The 22,044-nt window shown below is 61.9% G+C and carries 12 protein-coding genes; 5 read left to right on the top strand and 7 right to left on the bottom strand.

Annotated features, from left to right (window positions below):
- Window positions 1-144: 144 nt before the first annotated feature.
- The 3 genes from ACQE3M_RS12120 to ACQE3M_RS12110 are packed head-to-tail and all read right to left on the bottom strand — an operon-like array spanning window position 145 to window position 5,700.
- The gene (locus ACQE3M_RS12120) at window positions 145-3,678 is read right to left on the bottom strand and encodes a UvrD-helicase domain-containing protein (RefSeq protein WP_430505884.1); all 3,534 of its coding nucleotides are present in this window, start codon (window positions 3,676-3,678) and stop codon (window positions 145-147) included.
- Window positions 3,671-4,864 carry a PD-(D/E)XK nuclease family protein gene (locus ACQE3M_RS12115; RefSeq protein ID WP_430505883.1) on the bottom strand — a complete coding sequence of 398 codons (1,194 nt, stop codon included), beginning with the start codon at window positions 4,862-4,864 and terminating at the stop codon, window positions 3,671-3,673. Before ACQE3M_RS12115 ends, ACQE3M_RS12120 begins: the two co-directional genes overlap by 8 nt.
- Window positions 4,861-5,700, bottom strand: a complete 840-nt coding sequence (locus ACQE3M_RS12110; protein ID WP_430505882.1) for a hypothetical protein — start codon at window positions 5,698-5,700, stop codon at window positions 4,861-4,863. The genes ACQE3M_RS12115 and ACQE3M_RS12110 overlap by 4 nt, the downstream gene beginning before the upstream one ends.
- Window positions 5,701-6,208: 508 nt before the next feature.
- On the opposite strand from ACQE3M_RS12110, the gene ACQE3M_RS12105 reads away from it, so the two are divergent.
- The 5 genes from ACQE3M_RS12105 to ACQE3M_RS12085 all read left to right on the top strand — a co-directional run bounded on the left by ACQE3M_RS12105 (window position 6,209) and on the right by ACQE3M_RS12085 (window position 17,847).
- Window positions 6,209-8,800 (top strand): PD-(D/E)XK nuclease family protein, encoded by a 2,592-nt coding sequence (locus ACQE3M_RS12105; protein ID WP_430505881.1) that lies wholly within the window; start codon window positions 6,209-6,211, stop codon window positions 8,798-8,800.
- Window positions 8,797-11,652 carry a UvrD-helicase domain-containing protein gene (locus ACQE3M_RS12100; RefSeq protein WP_430505880.1) on the top strand — a complete coding sequence of 952 codons (2,856 nt, stop codon included), beginning with the start codon at window positions 8,797-8,799 and terminating at the stop codon, window positions 11,650-11,652. The genes ACQE3M_RS12105 and ACQE3M_RS12100 overlap by 4 nt, the downstream gene beginning before the upstream one ends.
- Before the next feature lie 207 nt (window positions 11,653-11,859).
- On the top strand, window positions 11,860-12,051 hold the full coding sequence (locus ACQE3M_RS12095) for a hypothetical protein (RefSeq protein ID WP_430505879.1): 192 nt from the start codon (window positions 11,860-11,862) through the stop codon (window positions 12,049-12,051).
- 2 nt (window positions 12,052-12,053) lie between these two features.
- Window positions 12,054-16,157: an Eco57I restriction-modification methylase domain-containing protein gene (locus tag ACQE3M_RS12090; protein ID WP_430505878.1), complete on the top strand. Its 4,104-nt coding sequence runs from the start codon at window positions 12,054-12,056 to the stop codon at window positions 16,155-16,157.
- 673 nt (window positions 16,158-16,830) lie between these two features.
- Window positions 16,831-17,847, top strand: coding sequence for a tyrosine-type recombinase/integrase (locus ACQE3M_RS12085; RefSeq protein WP_430505877.1), 1,017 nt, complete (start codon window positions 16,831-16,833; stop codon window positions 17,845-17,847).
- An 80-nt stretch (window positions 17,848-17,927) separates the two neighbouring features.
- On the opposite strand, the gene ACQE3M_RS12080 is transcribed toward ACQE3M_RS12085, so the two are convergent.
- The 4 genes from ACQE3M_RS12080 to ACQE3M_RS12065 form a co-directional block, all read right to left on the bottom strand.
- Window positions 17,928-18,512 carry a hypothetical protein gene (locus tag ACQE3M_RS12080; RefSeq protein ID WP_430505876.1) on the bottom strand — a complete coding sequence of 195 codons (585 nt, stop codon included), beginning with the start codon at window positions 18,510-18,512 and terminating at the stop codon, window positions 17,928-17,930.
- Window positions 18,513-18,725: 213 nt separating this feature from the next.
- Window positions 18,726-19,253, bottom strand: a complete 528-nt coding sequence (locus tag ACQE3M_RS12075) for a hypothetical protein (RefSeq protein WP_430505875.1) — start codon at window positions 19,251-19,253, stop codon at window positions 18,726-18,728.
- A 456-nt stretch (window positions 19,254-19,709) separates the two neighbouring features.
- Window positions 19,710-20,930, bottom strand: a complete 1,221-nt coding sequence (locus ACQE3M_RS12070) for a hypothetical protein (protein WP_430505874.1) — start codon at window positions 20,928-20,930, stop codon at window positions 19,710-19,712.
- Window positions 20,931-20,950: 20 nt separating this feature from the next.
- Entirely contained in the window at window positions 20,951-22,027 is a 1,077-nt protein-coding gene (locus ACQE3M_RS12065; protein ID WP_430505873.1) for a hypothetical protein, read from the bottom strand.
- Window positions 22,028-22,044 lie beyond the last annotated feature (17 nt).

Below are 22,044 nucleotides of genomic sequence, written 5' to 3'. Positions count from 1 at the left end.
CTCGGTACCCTTTGGCAGTCCTCGACGCGCTCGGCTGAACGGTTCCCGGGCCGTTCCCGGGGGCTCGAAGTTGCCCCCGCCCGAGTTTTACTTATAAGCTCTCCAGCGCACTTATAAGTCTCTCAGCTTCTATCGGGACCCAGCTTACGTATCGGGCCCCAGCCGCTCCAGTCGCTCGGCGATCCAGTCCTCGGTCGCCTCCTTGTCCCGGATCCGGTGTTCGGCGTCGCGGCCGTCGAGGTGCGTGACGCTGCTCGTGATCGACGCGTCGTCGTCCACGCCCTGTCGCCGGAGTATCCACTGGTACGTGGCCAGCTGCAGCCGATACCGTTCGTCCGTCTCCTCAGCCCCCTCGGCGAACGCGAGCTTGACGTCCTCGATGACCCACTCGTCGCCGTCGCGGGCGACGAAGTCGGCCTGTCCCCGTACCTCGATCCGGAGCCCGTCGAGCCGGGTCCGCGTCTCCAGCGGCTCCTCGACGTACACCGTCTCGGCCGCACACAGCCGGGCGAACGCATCCGTCTCGACGAACTCGGGAAGCACCGTCTCGGCGAGGTACTCCTCGAGACGCGACCGCTCGCCGTCGGTGAGTCCCCAGTCCAGCTGTGCGCGACCGGCGGCCCAGCGGGCGTGATCGTCCAGCTGGCTCCGTCCCCTGCGTGTTGCCTGATAATCCGGGTCGGACCGGATCAGGCTCCCAATCGCGTCGTGAGCGGTCTGCCCGAGGACCCCGGGCCCGACGACGTCCAGCGGGGCCTCGGTGTCGGTCGCGCCACTATCGGTGTCCAGCTGCTTCCCGAGGAGATGGTCGACGACGTACCGGTCGTGATCCGCCGAGAGCGGGTGGAACGTACTCGCGTTGAGGAACCGCGGGAGCCACGCGCAGCCGTCGGCGTCGACGGTCACCTCACCCACCGGGTCGGTCTCCGGGGCGCGACCAGCCCACGGTTCGAGATGGTCGACGAAGGGGTCCCGCGAGGCGACGTCGTCCTTCGAGAGGCAAACCGGTTCGCCGGCGACGCTGCGTGCCGTCTCCCGCATCCCCTCGAGTTCGCCGAGGTCGAACGCCGCGCCGAACGCGTGGCTCCAGGAGCGCCGGGGATCGTACTGGTCGCGGTCCTCGACGGGGACGACGAGGTGGTCGCGGGCACGCGTTGCGGCCACGTACCCGAGCCGCCAGTGTTCGGCTCGTTCCTGTGCGGCGACCGACGCGTACCGCGGTGGCCCCGCGTACTCGGTGTCCGAGTCCGCCCGGAGTCGGTTCGTCACCCACCGCAGCCCGTTGTGGTTCGTCTCGGACCAGCCGAGTTCGGGATCGAACAGGCCGTTCTCGTAGCCCGCGATCGGCACCGTCGCCGCCTCGGGAGCGACGGCCGGCGGACAGAGCGCGAGCGTCTCGTCGCGGGCGACGACCGTGTCGCTGTACGAGCGCCCGTTCGGGCTCCTCCACGGGTCGGCGATCGCGACGACGTCGCTCTCCGCTCCCTTGTACGAGTGGATCGTCTCGAAGACCACGTCGTGGTCGTTCGCGTCGACCGCCAGCGACGGGCCGTCGTCGGGCTCGTCACACATCGCCGTCAGCCCGGCGACGACCTCCGCCAGCGGCGTGTCCGGTCGCGCGAGGTCGGCGACGGCGCTTATCAGTTCGTCGCGAACCTGCCGCCGGAACTCGACCGTCGCCGCCGGCTGCATCCCGTATGGGTCGTCCTCGACCCCGACCGTCCCACAGAGCCGCCGGGTGAGGTCCGCGGCCGTGGATCGCTTTCGATCGGCAACGTCTCCCGCAAGCGCGGCGAGCTCGTCGAGGAGCTCGGCGGCGTCCGCGTCCAGCTCCGCCGATCGCTTCGCCGCGGTGAGTACGTCGCCGTCGGCGGCCGCGACGTGAGCGGCGACTGCCCGCAGCGTCTCGCTGTCACTCTCGGCCGCGGCGGCACCGAGCGCTTCGGTGGCGTGGTCGGTACGGAGGGGGGTGACCAGCCACGTGAGTAGCGCCACGACCGTTCGCGCGAGCGGTTGGTCGAACACCGGGCGTTCGGTTCCGACCGTGAGCCCAACGTCCTCGATAGCCTCGCGCATCTCGTCCATCGCGGCGCTGCTCCGGAACAGCAGCCGGATCGCGGGCGGGGCATCGCCGTCCCCGAACCGCCCCTCGGTGAGGCCGCCGTGGAGGTACTCGGCGAGCGGCTCGGCCGCCCGCTTTGCTCTGGTTCGGTCTCCGGACGGGGCCAGCATCGTCGCGACGTGGACGCGAGCCCGGCCGTCGTCCGCACGGTCCGGGGATAGGGGAGCGTAGTCGACGTCGACCGCCGGCGCGACGCCTCGTCCAGGATCGGAGAGTGCCGGACCGAACACGCCGTCGACGGTGTCGGTGAGCGCCGGTCGCTGCCGGTAGGTCGTCTCCGCAGTCGCGACGACCGGGTCGTCCCACTCCCGGCCGAAGTAGACGCCGTCGGCAATTGCGTCGGCAAACAGCGTCGGGCTGGCGTTGCGCCAGGTGTAGATGCTCTGGAAGGGGTCCCCGTAGAGGACGACTCGCGTATCGTCGGTCACGAGCTGTGACAGCGCGTCGTGTTGTGCCGTCGAGAGGTCCTGCGCCTCGTCGACCACGAGCAGGTTCACCCGCGCTTGCCAGCGGTCGCGGAGACGGTCACGCCGTGCCGCCACAACCGCACGGGGGGTGTCGTCGTCGGCCCAGCGGTGAGCGCACTCGGGGTCGTCGAAGTATCGCGCGACCCAGTACGCGCAGTCGACGTGGCTCACCACCCCTCGTTCGCGGCACAGCCGGTCGTACGTCTCGGCGTAGGACCGATAAACATCGACGAGGTCGTCGATCCGGTCCCCCCACGCGTCGTGCAGCTCGCGGTCCACCTCGACGACGCGCTCGGCGTCCCACGACCCGTCCGTGGCGACGGCGGCGTGGCCGCCGACGAACCGCTCGAGGTCGCGATCGACGTCGGCCACCGACGACGGCGGTCCCTCCGGATAGAACGCGTCCCGCCCCCCGTGGAGACGCTCGGCCACCTCCCCTGCTGTCCACCGGTTCTCGTGGGCAGCCTCCAGGAGCGTTCGCAGGATCCGGGCGACGCGGTCGCGGTCCGCGTCGTCCTCGTCGAGGGACGGGTACGCCTCCTCGAGCCGGTCGACCGCGGCCGCATGGGCCGGGTCGGCTGCGACCGACTCGAAGGCGTCGTCGTGGAGCCTGTCGATCGCGTACCCGTCCTCCGAGCTCGGGTCGTCGAACCCCAGCTCGCCGGCGACGTCGCCGAACACGTCGTAGATCACCGCGTCGACGGTGCCGACCGCCTCGGCACGACGGAGCGCACCGAGGATCCCCTCCACCTCGTCGGATCCGACCGCTCGGGCCGCGGGCTTGGTCTCGTCGTGCACGAGCCACCGGATCCAGTCGGCGATCTCGGGGAGGAGCTGTCCCGCCGCGTCCCGGTTGAATGCGGCCGCAGTCAGGCCAGCAACCGGCCGGTCGGCACCGGCGGCGGCCCGGCCGAGCACGTACTCGGCACACAGTCGGGCGCTCGCGTACGTCTTGCCCGAGCCAGGGACGGACGCCTGGACGAACAGCCCGGAGTCGGCCGCGAGGGCGGCGTCGACGATCCGGCGCTGGGCGTCGTTCAACTCGTCGCGCGGTTCGACGCCCTCCGGCAGCGAGTCGGCCTCAGTCATCGGCGAACACCTCGGGCGGCTCCACGAGCCGGGTGTCGACCGTCGCGAGCAACGGTGATCGCGGCACCTCGGTTCCGTCCTCGTCGCGTCGTGGCCGGGTGCAGACGATGGTGTCCATCGCCGCGGCGACGGTGTCTCGGAAGTGATCGCGCACCCGCGCCTCCGACCACGTCGCTCGAAGCCCGAGCGACGAGGCGGCCGGGCGGCCGCCGAGGAGGCGGTCTCGGAGTTCGGGCGGGAGCAGCCCGCCGGGGGACTCGATCCACCCACCCTGCCGCAGCCCGACCGCGATCACCACCTCGCGGGACAGTGCCCAGGTGTCGTTCGCGTCGACCACGTCGAGCGCCCGGGCGTTCGCGTGTTCGCGGCGGCCCGCGCGGAGGCCGCCGATCGTCTCGGCGAGTCGGTCAACCAGCGTCCACGAGCGGTTCTCCCCGGCGGCGACGCGGTCGTCGTACTTCTCCGCGACCTCCACGACGAGGTCCTGCGTCCGAACCACGGCTCGCGCGGTCCGTGCCGTCCGGGTCAGCGTCGGGTCGTCCCGATCCTTCCGGCGCGGGAGGACCGTCTCCTCGTACTCGTCGAGCACGGGTTCGAGGGATTCGACGACCTGCTGGCTCGACGGCTCCCCCGCGTGCCGATGCGTACCGACCCAGCTGAGATACGCGTCGACGACTGCAGGGGCGTCCGCCCCGGCGACCCGGTCGCACCACTCGGTGACCGGCCGCTCCGTTTCCGGATCGGGTTCGTCGAGGATGCCCGCCCGGAGCGCGGCGGTCGCCGCGGCGTCGAGCGGGCCCACGTCCGCGTCCGGCGGGGCCCACTCGTACTCGAGCGGGGCCAGGAACTCGTCGGCCGTGCAGGGATCGTCGTCCAGCACCCGACACAGCGCGGTGAGGAGTCGGTACGGAAGCGTGTCGGTGAGCGGCAGCTGCGTCCACGTCGCCGTCGGCAGGTCGTGCCGGGCCGCGGCGTCGGCCAATGGGGCTTCGTAGGCATCCAGATCAGGGGCCACGACGACGACGTCGCTCAGGGACCCGCCGTCGTTCACGTACCGGGCGATGACCTCCAGCACGCGGCGTGCCTCGTCTGGTCGCGAGTCCGCCACGACCTCCATCGCGCTCACCTCGTCATCCATCCCACTCTCCTCCTCACCTGTCGCGTTCCCGCCGTCCGGGACGCTCACGAGCCGATCACCTCGATGCCGGGCTCGGCGACCGCACACAGTCCCGACAGTCGCTCCCGGATGTCCGGTCCGGTCGCCGCGCGGAGGTGGAGGTGGACGTCGACGTCGGTCTCGTCACCGAGTACCCGCAGGAAGTCCGCGAGCGTCGCCGACATCGAGGCTGCACCGGCGACGGTGAGGCGCTCGACGGTCCCGTACGCCTCGTTCCACGTGTCGTCACCGTGGGCGGCGAGCTCCCGCGTCGCGTTGCGGACGACCGTGTCCGAACTCGGTGCGTCCGCGACGCGCGCGGCGAGCGCGCGCTGGGCAGCGACGACCGCGTCGATACGGGCCCGTGAGTCGCGGTCGGCGGGGGCAGGGACCCGGTTCCCCTCGCTCCGGAGCGCATCCAGCCGATCCGGGTGGAACCCGGTGACCGTCTCGACCTCCGCGCGGAGCGCCTCGAACGTCTCCGGCTGCTCCGGGAGGTCCGTTCCCATCGACACCGCGAGGTCGGTGTACCAGTCCGCCTCGTCGTCGCGGGCGGTTTCGAGGATCGACCGCAGCGCCCGGAGCCGGTCGATGCGGTCGAGGCTCTCCGTTTCGACGTTCGCGGTCCCGGCGACCTGTCTGGCGACGTCGACCAGCCGGGTGAACTCGAAGCTGCTCTGCGGGCGGTCGGCGTCGCGGAGCCTGTCGCGGAGGTTCCGCCGATGCGGCTGGACCGTCGTCAGGACGAGCTCTCGGGGGTGCGGCGAGCGCTGTGCGCGGTCCACGAGGTCGGGAACCGAGTCCACGTGGACGACGAAGGGGAGGGAGGACTGGCCAGCATGCGAGGCGGGCGTCCGATTCGTCATGCCCAGGTTCTGGCGAGTCAGCGGGATAAACCCGGGGAAAGCGAAGCGGAAGTGGACGGCCGCGGCCGCCGAGGATAGAGCTGCGTCGGCGAGCAGTTCGGCGTCGGGGGCACCTGCGGGATCCTCCGAAACCCGATCGGGGCGAGAACGGTCTTCCGAAGCTCGGTATGGGGACGAGCGACGGACCGACGTGCATCCCACCGAGCCATCCACCCGCGAGGCGACCGCGACACCGCGGGACTTTATAAGTGGAGAACAGCGCTCACCGGTGGTCTCACCATGCACCGCCGTGGCGACTCTTCGCGGTGATCCCCGGGAGCCACCGTTCCCGAGCGAACGCTCGCGACCACGTCGGACGGGTCTGTTCCTCGACGACGGGGGATTTAAAAGCCGGACGTGGACGGACCCGATTCCCCTCGCCGCCCGAGCCTCCCACGTCCACCCCGGCAGTGACCCCAGTCCGATTCGACCGGCGGACTTTTGGTGAGTACGGGTGATGCTGCGGAACGTGTCATTTCCCCGGGCCAAACCGATCGACGACCTCTACGAGGAGGTCGCCGGATACGACCTCGTCGTCGTGCCCGACGCGCCGCTCGCGAGCGCGTTGAACCGCCGCATCGACCGGCCGCACCTCGGGTCGTTCGCGGTCACGCCCCGTCGGCTCGCGGCGGGTCGCCGTGAGGAATCCGAGGACCGCGTCGCCTTCCTCGAGCTCGTCGACCGGACCGACTTCGACTGGAAGCGCGGCGCCTACGCCATCGGGAACATCCTCCAGTGCTGGGAGCACCGGGGTCGTCTCGAGGCGATCTTGGACTACGACACGTACGTCGACGACGCCACGCGCCAGGCGGTCGAGTACGTCGCCGACCTCGACACGACGTCGCGGCGACTCACCGACTTCCGCATCGACGACGACCGGGACGTCGCCGTCGTCGGCGAGGACCAGCTGACGCAGCTGGAGCGGTCGATCCTCCCCGCCGAGTACGACACGTTCGACCCGTTCGATGATCGGGCGTTCGACCGGCCGCCGTTCCACGTCTTCGACTCGGCGACGGCCATCGTCGAGACCGTCGTCGACGCCGTGACCGAGGAGAACGCCGACGACGTCGCCGTCGTGCTCGACCAGGGAAGCGAGTTCTCCACGCTCGTCGAGTCCGCGCTCGAGGCCGAGGGGGTCCCCTTCTACGGCGGGCCGGGATTCGTCGACGACCCCGACCATCGGGCGTTTGTCCAGCTACTCAGGGCGGCCCACGGCGGGACGGACACGCGCGTCGGGGAGATACGGCCGCTCCTCACGCGCCTCGGCGTCTCGGTCGCCGTCGAGCACGACGAGAAGCGACTGTCCGAGTTCGACGAGGGGGAGCTCGACTGGGTCGTCGAGTTCTGTGACGGCATCGCGGATCGGACCTTCGGCGAGGCGCTCAGTGCGTTCGAGGAACGGGCGGACTGCCAGCTGTCCGCGTTCCGGGACGAGCTGGAGACGCTCGGTATCGTTGACGCGCCCGCGACCGAGCAGGCGGTCGACGAGCTGGTGTTCTACCTCCGGAGCTACGAGGTGCCCGTCGACCGTGAGAACAACGGGGTACTGCTGGCGGACGCGAAGTCGGCCGCGTTCGTCGACCGGGCGGTCGTCTTCTACCTGGGGCTGGACGAGGACTGGACGCAGTCGGCGCCGCGGCGCCCGTGGGTCGACCGTGACGCCCAGTACACGCGCAACCTCCGGCAGTTCCAGCTCCTCCTCCAGAGCGGAGCGAAGCAGTACTACCTGGTGCAGGACTCGAAAGGCGGGTCGCCGGTGACGCCCTGTCTCTACTTCGAGGAACTGATCGAGGAGTCGTTCGAGCGCTTCAGCGACCTGGAGTCACGGTCGCACGCTCGCCGGTTCGACCGCGGCGACGACGGCGGAGCGTTCGAGAGGGAACCGGTCGACGCGACCCCCGTCGAGGTATCGACCGTCAGCCAGTCGAGCCTCGGCACGTACGTCAACTCGCCGCGCGACCACTTCTTCAGCCGGCTCGTCGACGGGCCGGACAGGGACTACTTCCGGGAGGGGAACCTGTTTCACGACTTCGCGGAGTTCTACGTCACCCATCCCGACTTCGTCGACGACGGCGTCATCGACGAGGTCGTGGACCACATGCTCGCGGAGACGCGGCCGTTCGTCCGATCGGTCGAGGAGGCCACGCGACGGACGAAGTACCGCGCCGGGCTGGAGACTATCGTCGCGTACTTCGCGGAGAACGCTCCCGTCGACGGCGAGTTCCTCACTGCCACGAGCGACTGGGGGAGCAACGCCTTCGCGGAGCGGTTCGACATGCCCGTCGACTCGCCCGTTACCGAGCGGTGGTTCGAGAACGAGGAACTGGGACTGAAGGGAAAGATCGACCTGATTCACTCGCCCACGCGGCTGGTCGACCACAAGAGCGGGCGGCGCAAGAGCGCCGCACGTGTCGTCACGAACTCGGCGCTCGCTCCCCCCAGCGATTCGCCGAACTTCCAGGCGCTGCTGTACCTCGCGCACTGGCGCTCACAGTATCCCGACCAAGAACTCGAGTTCACGTTCTTCCACTTCCTCGAGACGGTCGACGACGTCGTCGCCGGCGAAGCCGACCTCGACGACGCGCTGACAACCGTTTCGTACTTCCCGGTGTCGTTCGAGCAGCACGCGCGCTCGGAGGCGTTCTTCGAGGACCTGGTCGAGGACGGCGCGAACGACTGTCGGAAGACGCTCTCGCAGGTCGACTACGAGGACTACGCCGCGGTGTTCGACGAGGCAGCCCTCCCGGAGACGACCGACAGCGACGAGCTGATCGAGTCGCCGTTCGGCGAGACGCTGATCACGCGGACGAAAGCCCGCGTGGGCGACTACAAGTACGTCGAGTCGGGCTGTGAGCAGGCGATGCGCCAGTTGGCGCGCGTTCGTGGACGGGCCTTCTTCGAGGACGACCTCGACGCGTTCGAGACGTTCGTCGCGGAGCGGCTGGCGGAGCTGAACCGCCGACGCGCCGGCGAGGAGCGCTTCCCCGTCGAGGGGATCGGCGGGGAGCCGAACTACCGGTACGTGGACAACCGCGACCTGCTCCTGGAGGGTGACCGATGACCGACCTCACCCCGAACGACCGGCAGCAGGAGCTCATCGACAGCACTGACGGCCTCCACCTCGTCGACGCCGGCGCCGGCACGGGCAAGACGTTCACCGTGACCCGCCGCTACGCCAACATCGTCTCGCAGGCGGACGTCGACCCCGAGGACGTCCTGCTGGTGACGTTCACGAACAACGCGGCCGCCGAGATGAAGGAGCGCATCGTCGGCAACTGTCACTACGGGATGCGCGAACTCGCGGACGCACCGATCCAGACGTTCCACTCGCTCTGTCACGATCTCCTCGAGGAGCACGGCCATGCGGCACCGACGCACCTCGGTATCGACGACCGCATCACCGGGTCGACGCGCATCGTCGAGGACGAACTCGTCGAGGAGGCGCTGTTCGTCGAGTTCGTCGACGGCTTCAGCGACGACCACCCCGAGTACGACGACGTCTTCCGCGCGCTCTCGGACCCGGGCGAGCTGCTCGACCTGATCACCCAGCTCGCGGCGAAGGGCGTGTTCCCCGACGCGGAGGGGTGGTACCGCGACGGCGAACGGCACCTCGACGGCGACTTCGCGGCGTTCGAGCGGCTGTTCGACGAGCTGAACGAGCCGCGGAACGGCGGGAGCAAGCAGTCCGTGCTCCGGTCGAAGCTCGGTCGGTACGGGCGGAACAAGACCTACCTGCCCGATGCGCCCGAGAAGTCGGAGGTTCGCGGCAGCGGCAAGCAGGTGCCCGACGAGCTCGCACGGCGAGTCTTCGAGGAGGACCGGGCCGAACTGAAGGGATTCGTCCACGACGTCTACCACGAGTATCTCCGGTTCGCGCTGCGGCGGAACTACCTGAACTTCGGGATGCTCCAGCTGTTCGCGTTCGTCCTGCTCTGTGAGAACCACGAGCTCCGCGAGGACGTCGCCTTCGAGTACCTGATGATCGACGAGTTCCAGGACTCCAGCGAGATCCAGTTCAAGCTCGCGCTCCTGCTCGCGGGGACGAACAACGTCTGCGTCGTCGGGGACTGGAAGCAGAGCATCTACAGCTTCCAGTACGCCGACGTCGACAACATCGTCGAGTTCGAGGCCCGGCTCGACCGCTTCGTCGACCAGCTGAACAGCGACCACGAGCGCGTTTCCTTCCCGACGCGGCCCGTCAGGACCATCGAGCTCGTCGAGAACTACCGCTCGACACAGGCGATCCTCGACTTCTCGGAACACGCGCTCCGCGTCCCCGCGGCGAACCGCGACGACGTCGGCGTCGAGGCCGTCGACGATCGCATCGTCTCGCTCCAGTCGAACGCAGCCCACGAGAACACGACTATCGAGGCGATCCGGAGCGACGAGGAGCAGGAGGCGGTGCTGGCGAAGATCCAGGAGATCGTCGGCAACGACGAGTACCGCGTCGAGGACGAGGACGGCGACCTCCGGCCACCCGAGTACGGCGACGTCGCCGTGCTGACGCGCACCCGCGACTTCGGCCGCGAGCTGCTCGGGACCGCCGAGCAGTACGGCCTGCCGATGGCCTACGAGGGCGGCATCGAGCTCTTCCGGACGGACCAGGCGAAGCTGCTGCTCGCCTGGCTGCGCATCCTCGAGGCCGACGTCGACCGCGGCTGGGCCGTCGTGCTCGAGCGAGCGGGCTACACGCTCGACGAGGTCGACGCGATCCTCGACGGCGAACCGTACCCCGAGACTATGGTCGCGTTCCGCGAGGAGCTGCGGTCGATGGAGACGCTCGGCGGCGTTGCACGGCGCGTGTTCGCCCGCTACGGCTACAATGGGCCGACGGCCGACGTCGTCCTGCACACGCTCCAGTCGGTCCACGACGCCACGACGCAGACGCGCGGCGACCTCATCCGGTTCGTCGAACGTGCAATCGAGGCCGGCAGCACGCACGAGGTCCACGCGGGCGCCGGGACGGACTCGGTGACGGTCCAGACGATCCACGCCACGAAGGGCCTCGAGTACCCCATCGTCGTCCTCGCGAACATGAACGGCGGCCGGTTCCCGCCGGGTGGCGGCGGTGGCGGGGTCATCACCTACGACGACCCCGTCGGCCTCCGCCAGCGAAAGGTGTACTCCGCGGACGCGCACGGAACGCCCCACGTCTACGACAACTGGCGGGCGGACGTCCTCGGGAACTGTGTGCCCCGGGACTACGACGAGGAACGCCGCCTCCTCTACGTCGCGATTACGCGGGCCGAGAGCCACGTCGTCTTCACCGCCGGCGAGGACCCGAACACCTTCCTCGAGGAGCTCCCGGTCGAGGTGGAGTCGGTCACGCCCGAGGTCGCCGACGTGGCGGCCGGGGAGACGGAGCAGACCGCACTGCAGGTCGACGTACCGGTTCCGGCGGGGCCGCGAGGCCACACGCCGCACACGCTCATGCGCGACGACGTCTTCGAGGACGTCGAGGGCGGCAGGGGGGCCGAGTTCGGGACGCAGGTCCACGACTTTGCCGAGGCCTACGCACGCGGCGAGGCCGTCGAGCCGGAGAACGACGACGAGACGACCGTCGCGGCGTTCCTCGACGGCCTCGACGGCGAGCTCCTTGTCGAGGAGGACGCCACCCTCCCCCTCACGGTCGACGGCGAGCGCGTGACGATCTCGGGCGTCGTCGATCTCGTTCACGTGACGCCGGACCGCGTCGAGATCGTCGACTACAAGACCGACCGCGGGCGGCACGGTGAACCGGAGTACCGGAAGCAACTGAGCGTCTACTACCACGTTGCGCGGGCGGTCTACCCGGATCGGGAGATCGAGGCGAGCATCTACTACACCGGCGACGGCGAACAGGTCGAGATCGATCCGCTGTCAGTGGATGGGCTCCGCGAACTTATCGAACACGACGTCCGCGGTGGTCATTAGCCGGTGTTGGCGTCGTTCCGTCGCGTTTCGCTGGCCTCTTCGATCCCGACAGCTTATAAGCGAGCTAAACTCGCGTCGGTCGCGATGAATGACATTGGCACGATCTGCGTTGTTTCGGTGCCGTTCTAACCGCCACTACCGAATCACGATTGTAGTTAGTCTAGGTAAAGACTATATAGCCAGAATATCACTTCCAGCGCATACGAAATGACCCGGAAGCAAGTCGGGCGCAATACCGGGAACTCTGGTCGGATCAGTGTCTCCGGGTCCGAACTGGACAAACTCGGTGTCGATATCGGCGACGCGGTCGAGGTCGACGTCGTCGACGCCAAAGAGGTCGCTCACGCACTCATCGACAGCAAGGAGTCCGAGGAATTCCTCATCGTCACTCCCGCTTAAAAATGCAAACGGCACTCACCTTCCGCACGAACCGCGATCTGTTCTCCAACTACTACCTCGATAAGCACCTGCCAGAGACAGAGGAATGGGACGAGGTTAGTGACGAGGAGCTACAGCAAGCGTACGACGAGATCCAGGAACTCTGGGATCGCGAGAAGAGTACCGCCCCGAAACGAAATGAGTCCCAGCTCGAAGAGAAGTTCATCCGGCCGATGTTCCGGAAGCTGGGTATTCCCTTCGAGGTCGAGGAGAGTACCGATCGCACCCAGCGTCGCCCGGACTACGGGTTCTTCGAGACGGAAGACGCAGCCCGAAACGCGTTCGAACGACGTGAAGAGGGTGGTGACTTCTACAACAACGCGACCGCCGTCGCTGATGCAAAGCGATGGGGCCGCCCTCTCGATACTCGCGGGAGTGGCGAGCACGAGCGCGACTTCGAGAACCCGAGCTACCAGATTCACGTCTACCTCCAGGAGACGCCTGCTCGCTGGGCCGTCCTGACGAACGGCAAGAAGTGGCGACTCTACTACGCACCGACCAGCCACCGGCTCGACTCCTACTACGAGGTCGACCTACCGACCGTCCTTGAGAACGGCGACCTCGAGGAGTTCAAGTATTTCTACCTCTTCTTCCGCCACCAGGCGTTCGTCGAAGACGCTGGTGGTGACAGCTTCCTCGACGACGTCTACGACGAGTCTAACGTCTTCGCCCAGGAGTTGGGTGAAGACCTTCAGGATAACATCTACGAGGCCATCAAGGTACTCTCGGAGGGTTTTCTCCAGTATCCCGACAACGACCTTGACGGGGAGGATCTGGATCTCATTCACGACAGTTCGCTCATCTACCTCTACCGACTTATCTTCGTGCTGTACGCGGAAGCAGAGGGTCGGGAACTGCTCGATACGAGCAACGATATTTACGAACAGTCCTACAGCCTGAATTCACTCAAGCAGGAGGTGGCTGAGGAACTCGACAGCGGCGATCCAAAGTATCGTGACTGGCAGGACAATCTCTGGTCGCGTCTGGATGAACTCTTCAAGCTCATTGACAAGGGTAGCAAGTCTCGCGGTATCCCCGAGGACGACCTCTACATTCCTGCGTACAACGGTGGGCTGTTCCGCACTGACCCGGACGATGACGACAGTCGTGAAGCTCGATTCCTCGCCAACCGCGAGGTCGGCGACGCCTACCTGGCGAGGGTCATCGAGTTGCTGACCCGGAGTCAAAACGGGAACGGGAAGATCTTCGTCGACTACTCCTCGCTCGACGTTCGTCACCTTGGGAGCGTCTACGAGGGCCTGCTTGAGTACAAACTGAACATCGCTGACGAACCCTTAGGGCTTGACGACGGCGAGTACGTCAGCGCCGACGAAGCCGATAAAGTCGTGGTGGATGAGAGTGAGGTGTACTTGACGACGGACAGTGGCGAACGAAAAGCAACTGGATCGTACTACACGCCCGAGTACGTCGTTGAGCACATCGTCGAAAACACGCTTGAACCGCTCGTCTCCGACATTAGGGAAGATCTCCTGGCTCAAAGTGCTCGCGGCGATCGTGGCTTTGCCGAGGATTTTGCTGAGCGTGTGTTTGAGCTGAAGATACTTGACCCTGCTATGGGTTCAGGACACTTCCTCACCAGTGCAGTAGACTATTTGGCACGAGAGATTATTGATGCTCAGGAGAAGCAGGCCGCACAGCAGGGGATAGAGACTGTCGATGAATCTCATGATATCAATTGGGCTCGCCGTCAAGTAGCCCAGCGTTGTATCTACGGCGTCGACCTAAACCCGCTCGCGGTGGAGTTAGCGAAGGTATCACTGTGGCTTCGGACGCTCGCTGCCGAGCAACCGCTTGCATTCCTGGACCATCACTTGAAGACTGGCCACTCGCTCGTTGGAAGTGATATTGAGGATGTCCTCGATCAAGAAGGAGAAACGGTTGAAGAGGGTCAACTCACTCTCACACAGTCATTCGAACACACTCGTCAACAGGCTCTTGAACACGTTTTAGAACGATTTACTGATCTCCTCTCGATCGATAATGAGACGCTAGAGGATGTCAAGAGAATGGAGGATGTATATGATGAGGTCCGTGAGGATAACCTCTACCAGCATCTTCTGGCGATGGCTAACGTCCATACTGCCGATGAGTTTGGTTTAGCTATACCCGACGATGCCTATGAACGAATGGCAGAGGCCCTCCGTGACGATTCCTGGGAAAGCATTCTACAGCAAAGCTGGTTTAAGCGGGCTCAAGAGGTTGCAGAAGAGGAGCAGTTCTTCCACTGGGAGCTGGAATTCCCTGTCGCGTTCTATGGAGAAGATGGTGAGATTCGTGATAACGCTGGTTTTGATGCTGTAATCGGAAATCCACCGTATGTGTTTATTACAAGCATTCCGCAAGAATACAGAGATTACTTCGATGAAATTAGCAGTACTTACGACTATCGCTTTGACCTCTACGCGATCTTCATTGAACAAGGTCTTGACCTGACCGTCGACGGTGGTGGATTGAGTTATATAATCCCACATAACCTCCTCAATAACAATTCATTCGAATTAGTACGGGAAAAATTGGTTACTGACTCCAGCTATCTTCGTGTAATCGACTTCACGGACGATGTATTCGAGGACGCGACCAACGAACCGATGATAGTTTACTCAGAAGTCGATCGAGCAGGTGATAGTGTGTCTATGCTGGAGGGGGCTCAAATACATCCTTCTGACCTCGTGGGTGTAGACCAACACTTGAGTGAGTATCCCGCTGACGTCGTAGACTATCTCCCTGGCCGGCCACTCTTAATTCGGCCTGCCGGCTGGGTTACTGATTACGTTGATATTGAACGGTCTCAGCCACTTTCCGATTTCGTCGATGCCCAACAGGGCCTACGGACGGGAGATAATGATCGCTTCCTCACTGAAGACCCAGAAAACGAAGACGAGTATCGCAAAATCTATCGCGGAAGTGACCTCCACCGGTATGGGGCAACCTGGGGCGGAGACTACGTTCACTATGATAGAGACCAACTGGATGCCCCTCGTGACGAGAAATATTGGGAAGCTGATGAAAAGCTGATCGCACAGGCAATTCGTAATTCCCGCTACCCACGAAGAATCGTGGCAACTTACGATGATGAGCAGTATATTGGCTTCAACTCAACCATCAACTTCGTCACTCATGATGAGACGGACGTTTCTATTTTTTATATAATGGCCATACTCTCAGCTGACCTGACAAACCATTACTTCTGGACATGCTTCATTGACAACAACCTCGCCACCCAGTATTTCAACTCCATCCCCGTCCCTGTTGTTGACTTTGAAAAAGAGCAACCGGACAGCATTGAGATATCTGATTTCGAAGAGAAGGTCGACGACTTCATCGAGGAAACTAACTCAGACGCGATCGAGTTTATAGAGTCGAATATTAGCCCGGACACTGTTGACCGACCAGTAGCTCATGAGATTCTTGATTATTTGGCGCGACGACACACTGAGGTCGTAGCATCTAAAGATCGCCTGAACACTAATTTGATGGACTATATTTCCCCCACCAGTGCCGACAAGAAGGTTAGTGAATGTGGGATCATTCAGCCTGCACGTGGTGTGCAGCAGACTAAATTGGCTGGGTCACCTGCGGAATATGAGGGACTACGTATCGCCGACGTGCGAACAGAGCGAAACTCTGATTGCGTTTCTGTCTGGATAAAACCAAAGTACAAACCCGAAGATGCAGATAGTGTTGACACGACGAGACACGGTTATGTTGACGGAGACTTTATTAAAGCGTTTGAACTGATTGACCTGGATGAGCAGACGGCTGTTTTACTGGCAGAATTTATTCCGGAAGCTGTCAACAACCTCGACTCCGAGGTGAATTTCTACAAAAAAGCCACCAAGACGATCTCTCTAATAGACCGTGTGAAGAATATTCAAATCCCAGACATTTCAAACATCGATTCCGGGTTCGAGACCTACGTCGAGCTCAAAAATAGGGAGAGAGAATACCACGAAACAGCCGAGAAACTGGATGAACTTACAGATCGAGCGGTTGAAGAACTATATGGGAATCCCACTGCGGATCTCGAAGATGGCTATCCTCTGTAGCTGACGCCTTCCGTCTGTCCGGATCCGGATAGAGTACGCTACAAACGCCATAGTAGAACTCCGAATTTTTTCGGCGGAGAACGAACCGGTGTGTCCGACGCTCACGTGAGGACACCCCCGTTTGCGAACGGGACCGCCGTACTGCGAGAGGCTGCAACACGTGACGGACTGGTATCCGTTATAGCGTCCCGGACACGGAACGCGAAAACAGCTGGATATACCCATTTGAAGATCTGTACACGGGTCTCTGAGTTAGTGCCGAAAGGAGCGGTGAGAAGATGGGCGCTGCAGGATTATGAACCAGAGCCAGACGGTCCGGGGTGCTCGCTTCGCTGCGCTCCCGGGCGTGCGACTGGCATGGCTCAAATCCTTCGGCCCAGTTTTCACTCCTCACTTCGTTCGTCGCGAAAACATGGGCGCTGCAGGACTTGACTTTCGCGGGTTCTGCCGGGCGTGCGGCGCTAACGCGCCGTTCCGGGCGGACTTCCACGCTCGGTTCTCGCGCCTTCGGCGCTGCGCTTCCGACCCGCGACCCGCGGTTCTCGGCGCGCTTCGCGCGCCTGCGCTTCCGGCACCGGAAGCCCGCTGCTGGTCGCACCCGGAGCTAAGAGGGCCGCGCCCGTCGCCATCCTCGGGCTGTTGTGGTGGAGCGCGATTCAACACCACCACTAGCATGACTGACGCAAGCATCCCTTCCGACCCCGAGGGCGCACTTGAGCGCTACCTCGACTCCCGAGACGTCACCGAAGCAACGCTGTATAGCCACCGCTCACGACTCGGCCACTTCATCCGCTGGTGTCGTGAGGAAGCCGACATCGACGACCTCAGCGAGCTCGACGGGGCGGCCATCAACCAGTACCGAAACTGGCGTCGCGACGACGGCGATCTCAACCGCGTGACGCTCAAAACACAGATGGACACGCTCCGAGTGTTCGTTCGGTGGTGCGGCCGCGTCGGACTGGTCGACGACGACCTGGACACCAAAGTCGTGTCGCCGACGCTGCGAAATGGTGAGAATGAGCGCGACGTGATGCTCGATTCCGATGTCGCAGAAACGCTCCTCGACCACTACGACACGTACCAGTACGCCTCCCGCGAGCACGTCGTCCTTCACTTGGCATGGAGAACGATGCTGAGGCGAGGCGCGATTCGGGCGATTGATCTCGACGACTACCACCCACGAGACGAGTACCTGGAGATCAGACACCGACCCAAGGTAAACACACCCCTGAAGAACCAGCACGAGGACGAACGAACCGTCGCCCTCAAATCAGATACGGTCACGCTGCTCAACGACTGGATCGACCACAAGCGACCCGAACGAACTGATGACTACGGGCGCGACCCGCTCATCACCACCACCTATGGTCGCATCCACCGCAACACGATCGCCGTCGACATTTACGCCGCTACTCGCCCGTGCATCAGTACGGGGGAGTGCCCACACAATCGAGACGTCGAGAACTGTACAGCCGCTACTGACCGTCAGCAAGCCAGCAAATGCCCGTCAAGCGTCTCGCCACACGCTGTACGGCGTGGAGGGATCACCCACTGGCTCTCAAACGATGTGCCCCGACCAGCTGTGTCTGACCGTGCAAACGTGAGTGGCGACGTGCTCGACAAGCATTACGATCGTCGCACAGAGCGTGAGAAGATGGAACAGCGTAGGCGATATTTGGACGATATTTAGAGACCTCTCCTCTATTTTTGCAACGACATGCTGAAGCCGAGGATGCGTTCAGCAGAGCAGCTTATGACCGGCTAGCTGGTCTACTTCAGGTTTTCCAGAATCTGGAGGAACCGAAATGCTGGGGCACCGTGGTCGCTAGTGTCTCCTTTTGCTTCTTTGCGGAGGTTCTGAATGCGTTCGGTATAGTCCTGATTGATGATGAGTTCGAGTTCTTCGCCGGTCTCGTGCTTGAATCGTTTCCCAAGCTCTTCGAGGCCGTCGATTAGGCCACTGCCCCGCTCCCAACCGGTGACAACGGGCGCCCAGAATTGGTACGAGTGGTCGTCAGCATTCGCAAATGTGTCGTTCACGTAGCGGTAGTCCTCCCGGAATTTCTGTTGGAGTTTTTGTAGGGAGTATTGGTGTGCTTTGGTATTGGTGAATTCGGTCCACCACCCCTCGTCTGGTGTTCCAGAGTAGAGTTTCCCACTCATGTGTGTTACCACCTCACAGGCGTAGACGTTCTGTCTGCCCGAATCTCGATCGTTGTCAATGGCGATAACATCGGCTTCCATCTGGTTCCCCTGCTCCTCAGAACGGTTGTTATAGCTAACAACCTCACAGCCATTCATCCGCTTATGGTATGCACCGACCAGTAGTTCGCCCCAAGTTGCATTTACTGGCATTATGAGCTAATGAATATGAGTCTACAAGAAGGCAGGGGTAGTTTTCGCATTTACACCGTTTCTATTGGCGATTAGTATGGGCCCTGGTTTTACCCCTTCTCTGAGAACTATCACGAAGCGAGGAGACCAACAGGGCTGTTCTCCACGATTTTTCTCTCGTTTAGGCCGTCTACTATTTGGTAGTGGGTGCGTGGCGCTACTCTTGACATCGATTCAGCGTCGTTCGAATTTCCCGAGGTCTAAATCTACCTTCCTCGTCACCATTCCATCTGGGTACGTCATTCTCGCCGTCTTAATGAATCGACTCACCGGTCCAGGTCGGGGCCCCCAATGGACGATGGGGATGTTCAGTTCAGAGCTGAGTACCCATCCAATAACAGCGTTCACTACACCCCCAACCAGCAAGGCAATCCACCAATCTCCTGGTGACGCGAGTACGACCGCCGCGACTGGAAGTGAGGCGTACGCAAAGAATGCCGGCGCATTGTAACCCCACCATGTTTTGACGTTCAATAGGTAAGCGAGCATCCCATACACCCCGAGAACCAGCCCGAGATCGCCATACCAAATCAAAAGTCGGGGTGCTTGATCGAGACCGAGAAAAGACATGTTCAACGCAAGAACGTTCGTGAAAACCGTAACCCGGCTGACGTAGTGTTTCTCAACCACTACCCCGATAAAGAGCAAAGCGAAAATCGGTAGGTTAGACCCGAATACTCGAACAAATGCGTCAATCAGCATATTCAATATTTAGTTACATGACTGCATTATAATTTCGCTGGTAGGGCTAGGAGCGCCACCAGCGAAATGCAATTGAGAGTGCTCCTGTGCCCCGTACAACTGCAATCAGGGTCGAGAACCCCACCAAACCGAACAGCTCTGGCCCAGTAAACCGTAAGAATAGGGCAATATCACTGAGAAGGGCGAAGTCAAAGAAGAACATCAGCCCAGCGTAAGCAAACGCTTGAGCCGCTTGCAGGGGCGCGATAATTCCTTCCATCGTAAGCGCCGAAACGGCCCCTAATGCTACTAAACCCCAGGTGCTGAGAATGCGCAGTCCATGTGTATACGCTGCCCCAGCATTGTTCCGGTAGTCCCCTTTGGCTTTCCTGAGCAGACTCAATATTCCCCGCATTCACGGGAAAATGATGATGCTGTCATGTAAATCTGAGTGTATCTCAGCCTGTTTCGTAGCTGCTACAGGAACTGGACTAAGCTTAGTATCGCAAGAACAACCGTCAGTACGGTCAGTATGATCGTGAGGTTCTTGATGTCTTTCTGGAGGTTTACGTTAGCGGAGGCTGTACGCGCCGCCACAGTATCGTGAATAAACTGGGAGATACGACCCAACTTCTGACCGACTCGATCAAGGTCGTTCTCAACTATTGTGAATAGCTCACGTAGATGTTCGTCGTATGAGTCGAATATCGACACTTCCTGTTCTGGTCTCGCTGGTGGTGAGATTGGAGTCGCAAATGTTCGCTCTTCATCATCCAACCAACCGGTTTCCTCTCGAAGGACGGCAACCTCATCAACCAGTTTCGTGTATACGTCCGTCCACTCACGACGCAGTGCTTCAAGGTCTTCCTCTGAGGAGAGAGCCGCCTCAACATCATCTGGCTCTTGCTTGAGGATGTCGTTGATCCCATGCGTTTCTCGGTCAATATCTGCAACTAAGTCTCGCCGGTGACGTAACCAGTCGTCAGTTCGGAAATAGGGCTTGAGGACGCCCTCAATACGGCGAAGCCACGAAGGCCCCCACGGTTCGGTTTCCTGTGGTTCATAGGATGCAGTAGTATTGAGAACTGTAAGGCTTCGAGTCCCATCGGCACCAGATGACTGCGGCGTGATGAGGTCTTCCCCGGTGAACTCGATTGGATGACCTAACAAGAACTGGAATTTCCCGAGGAAGGCTTGGTGCTCCTCGAGGTATTCGTGCATAACTTCAGTGTCGATCGAACTGCCCTCCCTGCCTATTTCCTGTTCTTCGGCCGGCTCGATGTAGAATACTGTTGGCGGGTCACGACGCTCGGCATCTACAATACTGGGGATGGACTCAGAAACCCCATTGAGTGATTCCATCAGTTCGTTCTGAAGGACGTGGGTACGGGATGAATCCTGTTCTGTGAGGTCGCGAATCTGTGAGTCTGAAAGAACTGCGACTGTAGTGACGTCAAGAATATGCCGACAGTCTGGCTCAACGAGGGTGAATACTTCCTCAAATCCGGGAAGATCACCGAATGACTCCCCATCTGCCGAATATATCGTCCGTCGCCAGGTTTCACCGGTTCCCATGATTGGCCCTCCAAATTGTTCGCCCTCTTCGTCATACATCTTCGAAAGTTGGTTCTTGAGGGATTCCTCAGATGATGCTTCACAGAAGTCGAACCGCACGATTGCGGCGAGGTCGATCTCCATGTGAGTAGTAGTGAGAAGACTTAGTTTTCGAGTGCCGCAGGGGATTCAGCACTACTCAGGGATTCATCAATGAGCAGCGATTCGACGAAGTCTGCTAGCTGATCAACATCTATCTCGTCATCAGGCATGCACTTGATCTGCAACCTCGTGCGAGTGTCTTGGAACTCAGTATCCAGACTAACCCGTTCTTCGTCGCCGACAAGCTCAGACGCAGCGTCTATCAATTGCTCTTCGTCGGTAATGGGGAAGTCACGAAGATCGACCTGTACTGAGTTTGCTCGCGTCCGCAAGAGCGCCCTATTGGTCCCCTCAATCCGGAAGGCGATGTAGATTTTCTGTGTCCAACTCGGACCAGCCAGTCCATCAATCTCAGCCAAGCGATCGACCATCTGACGAACAAGTGCGGCTGTTTCTTCGTTCATCCGCTCTTCCAGATGCCACCGTTTCCCATTGACTTTCCAGGGCTTGTCAGAGGGTGATTCACCAGTTTCGAACTTCTCCAGGTCAGATGTCGGCACGATAGTCTTTGAATCGAGGTACAACTCTTCCTCGTCGTCTTTGAACAGCGAGAACTGGACAATGCTGACGTCAATATCTTGTTCTCTTAGCCAAAGAACGACGCTGCCAATACGTTCTCGAACCATATTGCCGACTAAGAAAATTCGCTGCGTAGCGTTGAGTTCGTAATCGTCATCACAGAACTCTTCGATGACTTCCGCGAAGGAAGCGTCCTCGCCGTGTAGATCGATCCCCCATTCTGATTGGAGGAACATCTCAAACTGTTGCTTGATGTCGTCGTAGGACCATCGAGAGACGTATGAGACGTACTTTAGAGACTGGAAGTCGACCGACCCTCGCAGCGCTCCTCGTTTGAGTTCCACCACCACGAGATTACCAGCCCTATCAACCGCGAGGATGTCGATACCGTCTCCCATGTTTGCTACTTCTACCTCTCGGCCGATGACGAGCAAATCTTCCCCAAGAATCTCGGCCGAATTTGCGATCACCCATTCCCGGAGATCATCTTCCTCGAGGCCTTGATCACTCAGGGATGTCGGGGAAAGTTCACTGGCTTCTCGTCCTTCTATTCTCAGCATGTGCTCACAAGAGTGTC

The organism is Halosubterraneus shenae (assembly GCF_050510935.1).
Classification (GTDB): domain Archaea; phylum Halobacteriota; class Halobacteria; order Halobacteriales; family Haloferacaceae; genus JBDGPU01.
The sequence above is the reverse complement of the archived record's forward strand: the minus strand, read 5'-3'. Positions and strand labels throughout refer to the sequence as shown.